Consider the following 14,075-nt stretch of genomic DNA (forward strand, 5'->3'; position numbering starts at 1 on the left):
GGAGAGGTCAGGCGATCTTGAGAACCCGGAGCCGGTTGTAGAGAGTCGACCGGCTCACCCCGAGTGACTGCGCGGCCTTGAGTTTGTTCCCGCCGGCAGCTTCGATCGCCGCGACGATCACTTCCCGTTCGGCATGTCGAATGGGCGACAGGGGTGTGCCGACTTCCCGGTACGGTGCGGGAAGGTCGGTCGGAATGATGTCTCCGGCCGAGCGGGTCCGGGCCAGCGCGTGGATCACCCGCCGGATTTCGGCGAGGTTGCCCGGCCACGGATGTGCCGCCAGGACCTGCAGTGTCGCCGGGGTGAGGCGCAGGTCGGACGTCACGGCCTCCTCCGCCAGCATCCGACGGGCCAGCCCCGGAATCTCGTGGCGGCGCCGACGGAGCGGAGCGAGTTCACGTCGCGCGGCGCAGAGCCCCACCAGGGAGGGGTGGATCCCCGCGTCGTCGTTCGCACTCGTCGAGGTCAGAACGACGTGTCGCCGCGTGCCCCGGATGAGGCGGGCAACCAGTGTGGCCATCGAATCGGTGAGGAAGTGGACGTTCTCGATGATCACGACGGCACCATCCTGCTCGAGCTGCCGGCCGAGTCCGACCGCCCAGGCCTGCTCACCCGTGTGCACGACGTCCGCGGCGTCGACGATCGCCCCGCCCGGTCCGGCCGCACGCACCGCCTCGGTTGTCCGGCCGGTGCCGGTTTCTCCGACGACGAGGAGCGGCCACTCCTCGACCGATGGTCGTGGTTGCGGCTTCGGGCTCGTTCTCGCCATAGCGAAATCCACCAGGACGCCGTTCCCGCCATCGACCGGAGTGCAGGTGAACTCCACTTCGCGACCGGATTCGAGCGTCAAGCGATTGGTGACGGCCGTTGTGTGAGCGGTGTCGGCGCCGGCTCGGACGGCCGCATGGTCGGCGGGATCGAGGAGGTCGAGGGCCGCCGGGGTCGCGAGCACCATCCCCTCGCCGAGCACCATCACCGGCCGTTCCTTCCGCCGTGCCGCAGAATGGAAGGCCGCCAGCAGATTTCGTTGCGCGACAGGTGTGCTCAGCGCCAGCCGGTCCTCGATCTCCCCGACCAACCGCTGGGCGATCGGCGCGAAGTACCGGTGATCCTCGCCTGCGCCGCCTCCGACGTCGAGAACGCCTTCGAGTCGTCGCGTTATTGGATGAATGATCGGCTGGCCGAAGCAGCTGAACTCGTGAAAGGCGGACATGAAGTGTTCGGGGCCGTGGACGAGCAGCGGTTGCCGGGCCTCCAGGACAGTGCCCACCGCGTTGGTTCCCACTTCATCCTCGGCCAGCCGGATTCCGGGCTCGATTCCCATCCAGGCGACCGCGTCGCGGACGGCAGGACTGGCGTGTCGGATATCCAGGATTCGGGCGTCGTGGTCGGCGAGAACGAACACCAGTGGCGCACCGTCGAACTCGCGGCAGATGCGATCCAGAACGGGCGCCGCGGCCCGTCGGAGACACCCGTCCGAGGAGACGTCGATCCTGTCCAGCCTCGGCGTCGTATCGGAGTCGAGACCCGACAATTGCGAACGCATCCACGACGACGCGATTTCCGGCCGAGCGTCGACCGTGGAATGCGCTGAGCTACTGAGCACTCCGACACCACCTTCCGGCCAGGCGCGATGAGAACGGACTCGCATCACATGTGAGCGAGAACACAATATAATATATGCGCGCTTCGAACAAGGGTCGGCCGAGGGGGACGCTCAGACACCGGCCCCGGCCGCGTGCAGCGGTCGGGGCCGGTGTCGTCAGGCTGTCACAGATCGTCGGGCGACTGGGCAGGTGAGCGGTAACGATCGGCTTCCGGTCCCTCGGTTTGCGGCGCGAAATTCACGCCGGGGAGCAGGAGGTGGCCGGCGTCGACCGGCAGGGCGACACCGGTGATGTGCTCGGCGTAGTCGGACAGCAGCCAGCATGCGGCATTACTTGTGGCGTTCGGCGGAAGCGCGGGCCTGCCGGCCAGCAGCGCATAGCCGTACGTGGCGGCTATCGCCACATCGCGGTTCGCTTTCTCGCCGGGGGCGACGAACAGTTGGTGGCCCATCGGGTTGTCCCAGATCTTCGCGTCCACCGCGCCGGGGCAGACCGCGTTGCACCGCACGTTGTACTCCGCGATCTCCAGAGCGGTGTTCTTCATCAGGCCGAGGACGCCGTGCTTGGCCGTGATGTAGTGGGTGTATCCGGCCGTTGCCTCCAGCCCGCCTACCGACGCAATACATACGATCGCACCGCCACGCTGCTCGACGAGATGCGGCGCGGTGGCCTTGATCGTCCGGAAGGTACCGCCGAGCACCACATCGGTGACCGTCGTCCACATCTGCTCGGTGATTTCCCAGGACTTGGGCCCGAGATCCCACAGTCCGGCGTTGGCGATGACCGCGTCGAGCCGGCCGAATGCGTCGAGCCCGAGAGAGACTGCCGCGTCGAGCGCGGCCTGATCACGGACGTCGGCGACTGCACTGACCGCCCGTCGGCCTTCCTTCTCGACGAGAGCCTGTGTCTTGTCGAGATCTTCCTTGCTCGCCAGCGCGTATCGAATCCCGTCGACGGGTGAGCAGATGTCGGTGATGATGACATCGGCTCCCTCCTTCGCAGCGGTCACCGCATGTGCTCGACCCTGCCCTCGTGCGGCGCCGGTGATGAAGACGACCTTGCCGTCCAGTAGTCCCATTGTCGATGTCCTTTCCACATTTCATTCGGTAGTGCGGGGTGGGTGGGTAGTTCACGCAGGTCCGACGGATGCGAACACTCCGGTGGCGCCGTCGGAGAACGTCACACCCGTATCGACCGGCGGTTCTCCCGTGGCCTCGAGTGCCCCGTCCGGCTTCACCCGGTAGGTGAACACCTTCTCGATGCCGGTCGTGGTCAGCGTGTCGATGACATAGAGCCGCTGGGCATCCGGGCTCAGCACGACACGGCCGGGGAAGTGTCCCGGTGCGCTGGGCGCATCCGCGCCGGGCACGGGAACCAGGGCGCCGTCGTCTCGGATCTCGAATCCGTTCACACTCTGACCGCCGGTCTGGGGAAGGTAGAGATACCTGCCGTCCGGTGTGATGGCCATACCGTGCGGAATCGCCTTCGTCGGGAAGCGCCCGATCGGGGTCAGTGCACCGTCGGGCGCGATGCGGTAGCCGGAGACGTCGTTGGTCCCCTCGTTGGTGATGAACAGGAACTTGCCGTTGGGCGTCACCGACGGCAACGCCGGACGATCACCGGTCGGCACCTGCGAGCCGGTCGGTGTCAACCTGCCCTCGGATCCGATCGCGAAGGAATCCATAGTCGCCCCGATGAAGCTCGGGGCGAACAGGAATCGACCGTCCGGAGACACCACCGGAATGGACAGGCCGCTCGTCGCGCCGGGAATAGTCACCGAATCGACGAGTGTCAGAGCGCCGGACGGCGCGATGGCATACGTCTGCACGTCGTTGGTCATCGAGCCGACGGTGGCGAAGAGCCACTTCCCGTCCGGGCTCACGACTGCACCCACGATCGGTCGGCCGGGGGCGAGGCGGGCGTCCTCGAGGCGCTCGAGTGCACCGTCGTCGCCGACGCGGAATCCCTGGAGTGTTCCCGAGACAGTATGTGCGACATACGCGAATCGGCCATTCGGCGTGACCGCGATCGACAGCGTGCCGGTATCGGTGGGCACGGGCTGCCCGACAGGAGTCAGCCGACCGCCGGATTCGCGCAACACCCCGATGTTCGACGAACCTGTGCCACCGACCAGAAGGTAACTCGGTCCCGCCGCATCATCAGCCAGGGCTGCGCCTGCCGAGGGAGAGATGACCGTACCGACGGACACGCCTGCGGCAACGCCGATCGCCATGACGGTCGTACGTATTCGCGCTCGCAGCATCTTCCAGGTCGACCACTTTCTTTCGGCGGCCGATGGATTCCGAGTCGTCAATGCAACCTCCGTGGTTCCTCGATTCGGCGGGTTCGCCACGCTGAACGTAGGCCGGGAAGCCGGGGTGAAGGTGTCCAATTATCTGGACACTCCGCTGCACGCGCGCCGGTCCATACATTGCCAACATTATATATGATACTGTACGAACTGAGACGTCCGTCATGTCGTGGGCGGCGCATTCGAGCGGAAAGGGACAGTGATGAGTGGTGAGCACCTGAAGAAGACCGCACGGCGCGTGATCGCCGGAGTCGATGCCGACGGCAAGTCGACGATCGTCGTGGACGAGACAACCGGCACTCGGGTCGCACTGCCTGCCTTCTCCGTGAACGACGTGTGGAGGGTCGATGCACTCCCCGCCGTCTTCACCGACGATGACACCCTCGAATCCGAGGTGGAACTCGCGCCGCCGGCCAGTGGGCTCGTCGTCCGCCTGGCGACATTTCCACCCGACAGCGAAATTGATCCGGCTGTCTATGCGGCATCGATCGGAAACCTGCACGGCGAGGATGCCAAGGCGGACAGCGAGGAGATCGTCGGTTTGCACGCCACCGAGACCGTCGATATCGCGACGATCATCGACGGTGAGATCTATGCGATCTACGAGACGGGTGAGACCCTGCTCAGGCCGGGTGACACGGTGATCAACCGGGGCATCAAGCACGCGTGGAGCAACCGCACGGACAAGCCCGTGACAATGGTCGCCGTGATGGTCGCCGGCACGACGGGCTGACTCCGCTCAGGCCGGGTGACACGGTGATCAACCGGGGCATCAAGCACGCGTGGAGCAACCGCACGGACAAGCCCGTGACAATGGTCGCCGTGATGGTCGCCGGCACGACGGGCTGACTCCGCTCAGCGTGACGGGAGAGCCCGATCGAGGAAGCCCTCGAGGTGCAGGGCGAATGCCTCGTTGTCGTCGCCGGCGATCATGTGCCCCGCGTCCACCTCGACGGCCTCGGAGTTCGGCACCAGGGCGAGCATCTCGTCGACCGCCTCCCGCGAGACGATCTCCGACCTCGATCCGTGAACTATCAAGGTGGGAACCGTGATCCGGGCGGTCAGGTCGGCGAGCCGCCGCTCGTCGGAATTGCCGCGGTTGTCCGCGTAGCCGACGAAGGCTGGATCCCAGTGCCAGTACCAGCGGCCGTTGCCCTTGAGACGCAGGTTCTTTCGTAACCCGTCGCTGCGGCGACGACGGGGTGGCGTGCCGCGGAAGGCGTCGATGGCCGCGGACGCGTCGTCGAGCGAGGCGAACCCGTCGGGCGCCGCGCCCAGGAAGTCGCGGACCCTCCGCTGGCCGGTGTGGTCGGTTCGATGCGTGATGTCGACCCGCACCAACCCGGCGACGGAACGGGGGCGTCCGCCCGCGACGACGATGCCCGTCCGGCCGCCCAGCGACGCTCCTACGACGACGACACGGCCGCCGAGTTCGGCGAGTACCGCTTCGAGGTCGGCCGCGAAAAGTTCGGCCGAGTACTCGGGTGCCCATCCGCTGTCGCCGTGCCCGCGCGCGTCGAAAGTGACTGCGCGCTATCTGTTCTCGGCCAATCGTGCCGCCGTGCGATCCCACGAGTGCCTGGTCTGGCCGCCGCCGTGGCGGAGGAGAATGGTTCCCTCGGTCGAATCGGTCAACCGATCGTCGGTCTCCCACCGATCACCGGCAAGACGGACCCCACCGGATCCTGTGAACTCGACGGGGATCGGCCGGGCTGTGGTCTGGGCGTCCATCAGCTCTCTTTCTCGTCATCGGCCGCCGGCCCGGTTGGGGCCGGCGGTCGGAGGGAATCAGACCTTCAGCAGGGCCGCGAAGTCGGCGGCGGGCTGGTCGAGGTCGCCGCCCTTGATGGCCTGCAGCAGGGTCTCGCCGCGCTCGGGGCCCAGCGATGCCGAGGTCACGTCGCGGAATTTCGCATCGAGGTCCTCCTGCGACATCGGGTTCTCGGCGGTGCCGGTGGGGTTGTCGACGAACAGGCTCTCGCTGGTGCCGTCGGTGTAGGTGACGGTGATGTCGCCGACCCAGCGGCCGGGGTAGGCGGTGTCCAGTTGGGGCTTCACCTCGATCTTCACCTTCTGGGCGAGGGCGGCGATGTCGCTGCCGGCGCCGAGGTCGAGCCGGCCGGCCATGTAAGCGTGGTGGGTCGAGAATCCGTTGCCCTTGCCGAGCAACGACAGCGAGAACTGGAACGGCAGGCTGTACTGCAGGTGCTCGATGATCTTCGGTGCGTACGCGTTGGCGTTCTTGTTGCCGATCACCACGTCGCCGCCGGTCTGAATGCCCAGCAGCACCGAGTCGACGTCCGCGGCCCGGGCCGAGAGTTGGCGGGCGCCGTCGATGTAGGCGTGGTTGATGCCGCAGCAGCAGTACGGCTTGATCCACACGCGCGTGATCTCGAACGTCTTGTCGAGGCCGAACGTGGCCGCGGCGTCGTCGGCGACCGGGCGTCCGACGAATGTGCGGTAGAAGCCCTTACCGCCGGTGAGGAACGTCGTCGGACCGGTGATGCCCGCGGCCGCCATCTCGGCGGCGCGGATCCCGTTGCGGGTGCCGATGCCGGAGTGGATGCGTTTGATGGAGCCACCGGACGACGTGTACTCGGTGGTGCCCGACGCGTGACTGAGGGCGATGGCGAGGGCGTGCACGGTCGTCTCGACGTCGAAGCCGCGCATCTTTGCGACGACGGCGGCCGCACCGAAGTTCGACAGCAACCCGTGCGGGTGGAAGCCGCGCTCGAGTAGTTCGGGTGCGGCCAGGTTGCCGATGCGGGTGTACACCTCGTAGCCGGCGACGATGCCGGTGATCACCTCGCGCATCGTCGCGCCGAGTTCCTCGCCGACCGCGAGTGCGGCGGACACGACGGTGCTGCCCGGGTGCGACGAGCTGGCCCGGTGGGCGTCGTCGTATTCGAAGCCGTGGCCGAAGGAGGCGTTGACGAATGCCGCGTCCGCGGCGCTCATCTCGTCGCCTGTCGCGGCGACGTGTGACTTGCCCGGAACGTGCGCCGCGCGCGTCAGCTCGAGCAGTGCCTTGCTCCACGGCAGCGAGGCACTGCCGACCTGAAGGGCGAGTTGGTCCTGCATCAGGCGGCGCGCACCGGCGAGCGCGTCGGCGGGGATGGAGTCGAAGGTCAGATCCGTGACGAGCCGGGCGGCAGCTTCTTCGACGGGTGGAATGTTGCCCATGTGTGTTGCCTTTCGGTAGATCTGGGTCAGGAGAGCGAACCGAGCAGGCCGCCCGGGATTCCGTAGGACTTGAGCTCGACGTAGGCGTCGAAGCCCTCGAGGCCCGCCTCGCGCCCGATGCCGCTGTTCTTGAAACCGCCCATCGGGGCGCTGAAGCCCGCCGGGTTCCCGTTGACTTCGATTGTGCCGGTGCGGATGTGGCGTGCCACAGCCAGCGCATGTTCGGGGTCGGCGGCGAACACCGATCCGTTGAGGCCGTATTCCGAGTTGTTGGCGATGTCGATCGCCTCGGCCTCGGTGTCGAACGTGTGCACCGTGAGAACCGGGCCGAAGATCTCCTCCTGCGCGATCTTCGCGGCAGGGTCGACGTCGGTGAAGATCGTGGGCTCGACGTACCAGCCGCGGTCGAGACCGTCGGGACGTCCGCCGCCCACCAGCAGGGAGGCGCCGGATCCCTTCGCGTCGTCGATGTAGCCCTCGACTCGGGACCGCTGATTGGCGCTGACCATCGGGCCGATTTCGGTGGCGGGGTCGAACGGGTCGCCGACGGGCATCGACTTGATCAGGTCCACCAGCCGGTCGTGGAGTTCGTCGCGGCGCGAGCGCGCCACCACGATCCGGGTCTTGTTGCTGCACACCTGGCCGCTGTTGCGCAGTGACACGGCGCGGATCGCGGCGACTGCGACATCGAGGTCGGCGTCGTCGAGCAACACCGCGGCGGACTTGCCGCCTAGCTCGAGGGTCACACGGCGCAGGTCGTGGCCGCAGAGCGAGGCGATGCGACGGCCCGCCGCGGTCGACCCGGTGAACGACACCTTGTCGATGCCGGGGTGCCGCACCAGGTACTCGCTGGCCTCGCGCTGGGCGGGGACGATGTTCACGACGCCGGCGGGGAGACCGATCTCGTCGAGGATGTCGGCGAGCAGGTAGGCGTCGAGCGGGGTCTCGGGGGAGGGCTTGATGACCATGGTGCAGCCCGCCAGCAGCGCCGGCGCGAGCTTGATCATGGTGATGAGCAGCGGGGCGTTCCACGGCACGATGCCTGCGACGACCCCGACCGGTTCGCGGGTCACCAGCGCGCTGCCGGTTGCGGACGACCGCGTGTCGGCCCATGGGTAGGCGGGGGCGAGGTCCAGGAAGGAGTCCAGGAGCAGGCGCGGTCCGATGGACTGCATCTTCGTGGACAGGGTGATCGGGCAACCCATCTCGGCGCTGACGAGTCTGGCGGCGTCGGCCTCGCGCGCGGCGAGTTCCGCGCTGAGCTTCCGGAGGACCGCGATCCGCTCGTCGAGTGCCATCCTGGGCCAGGGCCCCTTGTCGAACGCCTCGCGTGCCGCGTTCACCGCCGCGTCGATGTCTTCCTCGACGCCTTCCGGGACGCGCGCGACGAGCTCTTCGGTGGCCGGCGAGATCACGTCGAAGGTGCGCTCGGAGGCCGGCAGTACCCACTGTCCGCCGATGAACAGCTTGTCGTACTGCCCCTGCCAAATTTCTGTCTGCACACTCATGGTGCCGCTCCTTCGCTGGTCGATAAGGGGTGGAAGTGGTCCGGATCGCAGGCGGGACCGAGGTGTCCGGCCTGGTGGGCGGAGCCTTCTGCTCGATATGTGAGCTGCACCATGCAAAGTATATAATGTTGCATAGCTCCATGGAAGTGCCTTGCCGTGATCCAGCCGACTGGGAGTCGCCTCGGTGGGGTACTCCGATCCGGCGGGGCTTGACCCCACTGTAAACGATATATAATATTTTGCTGAGACGAAGGCGAGGCAACATGCAGCACAAGCCGCTCGACGGTATCCGGATCCTCGAGATCGGGGGATACATCGCGCTCCCGTTCGGGACGTCGATGCTGTGCGCCCTCGGCGCCGAAGTGGTCAAAGTCGAGCGCCCTGTGGTCGGAGAAGATTTCCGGCGCCATCAGAACGACGCCAGCCCCTACTTCCGGCAGTACAACACCGGCAAGCGCAGTCTGTCGGTCGACCTGAAGTCGGAGGAGGGCGTCGCGCTGGTCAAGGCGCTGGTGCCGCACTTCGACGTGGTGCTCGAGAACCTGCGCCCGGGCAAGGTGGCCGCCATGGGGCTCGGCCCCGACGACTGCCGCGCCCTGCGTCCCGACATCGTGTACGGGTCCGTCACCGGATTCGGCGCCGGTGGTCCGCTGGCCAACCGTCCCGCCTACGACACGATCGGCCACGCCTTCGGCGGTCTGTACTCGCTGTTCAGCGACGGCGACCACCCGCAGCTGGCCGGTGGCCTGAGCGCGGACCTCGTCACCGGTCTGAGCACCGCAACCGGCGTCCTCGCGGCCCTCGTCGGGCGGCTGAAGACGGGTCAGCCGCAGCGGATGGAGACGTCCATCATGGAGGCCGTCAGCGCACTGACCATCGACGGCATCACGCAGTCCTTCGAACTCGGCAAAAACCCGGCCCGCACGAGCCGCCACCCGCAGGCGCAGAACTTCTGCGTCCCGACGTCGACCGGCGAGTACCTGGCCGTCCACCTGTCGTCCTCGCAGAAGTTCTGGCAGTCGCTGTGCCGTGCGATGGACCGCATGGACCTGGCCGAGGACCCCCGGTTCGCCGAATACCGCCCGCGGGAGTCGAACTACTTCGAGCTGGTGCCGATCGTCGAGGCGGAGTTCGCCACGAAGTCGAAGGACCACTGGGAGAAGGTCCTCACCGAGGCCGACGTGCCGTTCGCCCCGGTCCTGTCGATGACCGGTTACCTCGAGCACGAGCAGGTCGAGCACCTGGACCTCGTCGAGTGGCAACCCGACGGCCTGGCCCTGATCCGGCCGCCGTGGACGTTCGACGGCGAGCGCCCGGACCGCGGTGACCGTGCTCCCAAGGTCGGCGCCGACACCCGTTCCGTCGCGGGCGAGGTGCTCCCCGCCGAGAAGATCGACGAGCTGCTCGCGTCCGGCGTCCTCTACGCCGACGAGTCCTGACCCGCTACTTCCCATACCCGCTACTTCCCATACCCGCTACTTCCCATACCCGCTACTTCCCATACCCGCTACTTCCCGTACTCACTACTGAGGAGAGTTCATGAATCCGTACCGTTCCATGCTGTTCGTGCCCGGTCACAAGCCTTCCTGGGCCGACAAGGGGCTGGCCTCCGGCGCCGACGCCCTGATCCTCGACCTGGAGGACTCGGTTCCCGTCGCGGACAAGGACGAGGCGCGTGGCGTCACCGCCGCCACCATCGACCGTTTGCACGCCGAGGGTGTTCGCGCCGACGTGTGGGTGCGGCCCAATGCGTTCGTGACCGGGATCCAGGGCAGTGACCTCGAGGCGGTGATCCGGCCGGGGCTGACCGGTCTGTTCCTGCCCAAGGTCTTCGACGCCGAGGAACTCGTGCGGATCGACGCCGTGGTGTCGCACATCGAGGCCCGGCAGGGGCTCGAGGCGGGCAGCGTGGGACTCATCGTGAGCTACGAGACCGCGGTCTCGATGGCGCATTGCGACGAAATCGCCGCAGCCACCCCGCGCATCTCCAGCCTGCTGGGCGCCACCGGTCCGAGCGCGGACGTGGGACGCGAACTGGGCTTCGAATTCACCCCGGCCGGCCTGGAGACGCTGTACCTGCGGAGTCGACTCGTCCTCGCCGCCCGCGCAGCGGGCCTGCACCATCCCGTCGCCGGCGTGTGGCAGGACATCAAGGACCTCGACGGTGCCCGCCAATTCTGCCTGGACAACAAGCAACTCGGCTACCGCGGCATGGTGTGCATCCACCCGTCGCACATCGCCATCGCCAACGACGTGTTCACGCCGTCCCCCGAGCAGGTCGACTTCTACCGCCGCATGATCGAGGCGTTCAAGGTGGCCGAGGCCGCCGGTAGCGCGGCCGTCGACTTCGAGGGCCAGCACATCGACATCGCCCACGTGAAGACCGCCGAGGGCATCATCGCGCAGGCCGAAGCCGTCATGGCCCACGCCTGAGCGGATCGACCGAAGAGCCCCGCATCCGGCAGGATGCGGGGCTTTCGTCGTGGTGTCAGTTCTCGACTGGGCGAGCTGCGAGGTTCTCCCGGAAGAACGGGGTCGCCTCGGCCACGGCCCGGTCGACGTACTTCGGCACGTCGTAGAAGTCCATGTGGGCGCCGCCGTCGACGACCACCAGCTTCTTGGGGCTGCGGACCCGGCTGTGCAGTTCGGTGGACATCCACAGCGAACCGGCTTCACTGCCGGCGACGATCAGCAGCGGTGCCGTGAACAGGTCCTCGACCAGGTGGAACGCGTCGAACGTGAAGATCCGCGAGATGCTCTTGGTGAACAGCTGCTTGTTCTTCGCGTTCGGGTGCTGCGCACGCGGGGTGAGGTAGTAGTCGTGCGCCTCGACCAGGTCGCGCGGAGTGCTCTCGTCCGGCTGTTCCGGAACGTACGGGATGTACGCCGGGTCGGCGCCCTGGGCCTCGGCGGTCCGCTGCTGCGCGACCGCCTGCAGTGTGGGCACCGCGGCCGCGTCGGAGTCGGTCCCGAACCACCCGCGCCGGAACGACGTGCCGATGTTCACGGCACTGACGGTGGTGACGGCCTTGATCCGGTAGTCGGTCAGGGCCGCGTTCACGGCGTATCCACCGCCGGCGCAGACACCGAGAACACCGATCCGCTCGGCGTCCACGTAGTCCAGGCTCTGCAGGAAGTCGACGGCCGCGCGCACGTCCTCGACTCGCGCTGCCGGGTCCTCGAGGTGGTGAGGTTCGCCGCCGCTCTCACCCTGGAACGAGGCGTCGTAGGCGAGTGCCACGAAGCCTTCTTCGGCGAGCTTCGCGGCGTACAGACCCGCGGTCTGCTCCTTCACACCGCCACCTGGGTGCACGGTGACGACCGCCGCGTAGCTGCTCTGCGGATCGAAGTTGTCGGGCAGAAACAGGTTGCCTGCCATGGCGATCGGGCCGTTGGGGAAAGTGATGCTGTCCATTGCTGTGTCTCCTTCTGGATGGGGTGTTGTCGCGCGTGGTCAGAGGTTGGTGTCGTAGAACGGGATCAGGGCGTCGAGGGCGATCTTGACGGGCTCGGGCTGGTCGTACAGGTCGTAGTGCGAGAAGCCTTCGGCCACGACGAGTTGCTTCTTCTCGGAGCGGGCGCGGCGGTAGATCTCGAGGCCGTGGCGGTAGGAGCCGAAGGCGCCGGGCTTGTCGCCGACGACGACGCACAGCGGTTGGGTGAGAAGCACTTCCGCGTGGGTGAAGGCGTCCCATCCGTATCCCGCTGCCCGACGCGAGATCAGGCTGCGGGTGGCGCCGTTCGGCTTCTCCCCGCGGGACGTCTTGTAGTACTCGGTGGCCTCGACGACGTCGAGGCCCATCCCGGCCGCCGCGTCCACGGTGGGCGGCAGCAGGTTCTCGACGTTCGGTTCGGCGCCGCGGGCCTCGGCGGTGCGCTGCGCGGCGATCGCGTCCAATGTGGCGATCGGGTCGTAGGCACTGAAGGCCTCGTGCAGCAGGTGGCCGAAGTTGACGCCGACGACGCTGCCGACGACCTTGATGCGGCGGTCGGTCTTCGCGGCGCTGACGGAGTATCCGCCGCCGCCGCAGATGCCGAGTACGCCGATGCGGTCGGCGTCGACGTAGGGGAGGGTGACGAGGTGGTCGACGACGTAGCCGAAGTCCTCGACTCGTTGCGCCGGGTCTTCGATGAATCGGGGTTCGCCGCCGCTGGCGCCCTGGTAGCTGGCGTCGAATGCGATGACGACGTAGCCGGCGTCGGCGAGGGCGGTGCCGTACACGTTGCCGGACGTCTGCTCCTTGCAGCTGCCGATGGGGTGTGCGCTGATGATGGCCGGGTATTTGTTCGTGTTGTCGAATCCTGGCGGGAAGTAGATGTCCGCCGCGATGTCCCAGTACGGGGTCGTGACGCTGACGGTCTCGATCCTCTCCGTGGTCATGAACTGATTTCCCTTCGTCGTCCGCCGGAGCCCGACGGTCTGAATCTCACTGCGTTCTGAATGTCACTGCGTCATGGATGATTTCCTCGACCCGCAATCACCACTCTGCTGCGATCCGCGGGGCCGTACCAGAGGCCGGTTATCGGGGGTACCGGCAGCCTCTCCCACGGGCCGTCGGAGGTCCCTAGGCTGCAGGTATGGAGATCGCCAAGGAGATCAAGGACTTCCTGACGACCCGTCGCGCACGCATCACGCCCGACCAGGTGGGCCTGCCCGCCGGTGGCCGGCGTCGGGTCGCCGGGCTACGTCGCGAAGAGGTCGCACTGCTCGCCGGAGTGAGCGCGGAATACTACGTACAGATCGAACGCGGCGGCGTGTCGGGCGTGTCCGACGAGGTGCTGGACGCCATCGCGACCGCGCTGCGACTCGACGACGAGGAGACGAAGCACCTGTTCACCCTCGCCCGCGCCGCGGCCACGAAGCCCCGCAAGCGTAAGCCCGCCCGCGCGCGCGTCGAGATGCCGGAGCCGGTCCAGGCGCTCGTCGATGCGATGATCACCGCCCCCGCCGTCGTGCAGAACGGTCACCTCGATATCGTCGGCGCCAATGCGCTCGGTCGCGCGCTGTACGCCGACGTGTACGACCGCGTGGACGGCGCGCCCAATCTGGCCCGGTTCATCTTCCTCGACCGCCGCGCCGACGAAACGTTCCCCGACTGGAACAACGCGGCCGACGACGCCGTCGCGATGCTGCGGGTGGAGGCGGCGCGGTCGCCGTATTCGGCGGCGGTCACCGGTCTCGTCGGCGAGCTCGCCACCCGTAGCGACGAGTTCCGCACTCGCTGGGCGGTTCACGACATCAAGGCGCACCGGCGCGGAACGAAGCGGTTCCATCATCCGGTCGTCGGCGACCTGACGCTGCGTTTCGAGGCGCTCGAGGTGGCCAGCGCGGCCGGCCTCACCCTGTACGGATTCACCGCGGCGCCGGGTTCCTCCTCCGAGGAGGCTCTCCGCCTGCTGTCCAGTTGGATCGCCACCGAAAGCTCGGCACATCAGCATTCATGACATTCGTGAAGGACGGCAACG

General features: G+C 67.3%; 12 protein-coding genes and 1 pseudogene. 4 read left to right on the top strand and 9 right to left on the bottom strand.

All coding sequences use genetic code 11. The annotated features are described in order from the left end of the window. Positions 1–7: 7 nt before the first annotated feature. The 3 genes from BLV94_RS31050 to BLV94_RS31060 all read right to left on the bottom strand — a co-directional run bounded on the left by BLV94_RS31050 (position 8) and on the right by BLV94_RS31060 (position 3,840). Positions 8–1,606, bottom strand: coding sequence for a sigma-54-dependent Fis family transcriptional regulator (locus BLV94_RS31050; protein ID WP_143051440.1), 1,599 nt, complete (start codon positions 1,604–1,606; stop codon positions 8–10). Positions 1,607–1,770: 164 nt separating this feature from the next. Continuing rightward, positions 1,771–2,685 (bottom strand): mycofactocin-coupled SDR family oxidoreductase, encoded by a 915-nt coding sequence (locus tag BLV94_RS31055; RefSeq protein WP_072944518.1) that lies wholly within the window; start codon positions 2,683–2,685, stop codon positions 1,771–1,773. 51 nt (positions 2,686–2,736) lie between these two features. Next, positions 2,737–3,840 (bottom strand): lactonase family protein, encoded by a 1,104-nt coding sequence (locus BLV94_RS31060; protein ID WP_072944520.1) that lies wholly within the window; start codon positions 3,838–3,840, stop codon positions 2,737–2,739. Between the two features lie 280 nt (positions 3,841–4,120). On the opposite strand from BLV94_RS31060, the gene BLV94_RS31065 reads away from it, so the two are divergent. Then, a complete protein-coding gene (locus tag BLV94_RS31065; RefSeq protein ID WP_072944522.1) occupies positions 4,121–4,651 on the top strand; it encodes a cupin domain-containing protein in 531 nt (176 codons plus the stop codon). Between the two features lie 122 nt (positions 4,652–4,773). Here BLV94_RS31065 and BLV94_RS31070 read toward each other — a convergent pair. The 4 genes and pseudogenes from BLV94_RS31070 to BLV94_RS31080 form a co-directional block, all read right to left on the bottom strand. Further along, a pseudogene (locus BLV94_RS31070) lies at positions 4,774–5,436 on the bottom strand (alpha/beta fold hydrolase); the annotation flags it as partial. A gap of 15 nt (positions 5,437–5,451) precedes the next feature. Then, complete coding sequence (locus tag BLV94_RS51095; protein WP_244163700.1) at positions 5,452–5,649, bottom strand: alpha/beta fold hydrolase; 198 nt, start codon at positions 5,647–5,649, stop codon at positions 5,452–5,454. Positions 5,650–5,706: 57 nt separating this feature from the next. Next, positions 5,707–7,101, bottom strand: a complete 1,395-nt coding sequence (locus tag BLV94_RS31075) for an MmgE/PrpD family protein (protein WP_072944523.1) — start codon at positions 7,099–7,101, stop codon at positions 5,707–5,709. 26 nt (positions 7,102–7,127) lie between these two features. Continuing rightward, positions 7,128–8,609, bottom strand: a complete 1,482-nt coding sequence (locus BLV94_RS31080; protein WP_072944525.1) for an aldehyde dehydrogenase — start codon at positions 8,607–8,609, stop codon at positions 7,128–7,130. Positions 8,610–8,872: 263 nt separating this feature from the next. Between BLV94_RS31080 and BLV94_RS31085 the strand changes: the two genes are divergently transcribed. Then, complete coding sequence (locus BLV94_RS31085; protein WP_072944527.1) at positions 8,873–10,048, top strand: CaiB/BaiF CoA transferase family protein; 1,176 nt, start codon at positions 8,873–8,875, stop codon at positions 10,046–10,048. A 100-nt stretch (positions 10,049–10,148) separates the two neighbouring features. Beyond that, positions 10,149–11,042, top strand: coding sequence for an HpcH/HpaI aldolase/citrate lyase family protein (locus BLV94_RS31090; protein ID WP_072944529.1), 894 nt, complete (start codon positions 10,149–10,151; stop codon positions 11,040–11,042). Between the two features lie 55 nt (positions 11,043–11,097). Here the strand turns inward: BLV94_RS31090 and BLV94_RS31095 are convergent, their stop codons facing one another. Beyond that, positions 11,098–12,024 (bottom strand): alpha/beta hydrolase, encoded by a 927-nt coding sequence (locus BLV94_RS31095; RefSeq protein ID WP_072944531.1) that lies wholly within the window; start codon positions 12,022–12,024, stop codon positions 11,098–11,100. 39 nt (positions 12,025–12,063) lie between these two features. Next, complete coding sequence (locus tag BLV94_RS31100; protein WP_143051442.1) at positions 12,064–12,990, bottom strand: alpha/beta hydrolase; 927 nt, start codon at positions 12,988–12,990, stop codon at positions 12,064–12,066. Positions 12,991–13,187: 197 nt separating this feature from the next. Here BLV94_RS31100 and BLV94_RS31105 point away from each other — a divergent pair, with 197 nt between their 5' ends. Continuing rightward, complete coding sequence (locus BLV94_RS31105; protein ID WP_072944533.1) at positions 13,188–14,054, top strand: helix-turn-helix domain-containing protein; 867 nt, start codon at positions 13,188–13,190, stop codon at positions 14,052–14,054. Positions 14,055–14,075: the final 21 nt, after the last annotated feature.

The organism is Rhodococcus koreensis (assembly GCF_900105905.1).
Classification (GTDB): Bacteria; Actinomycetota; Actinomycetes; order Mycobacteriales; family Mycobacteriaceae; genus Rhodococcus_F; species Rhodococcus_F koreensis.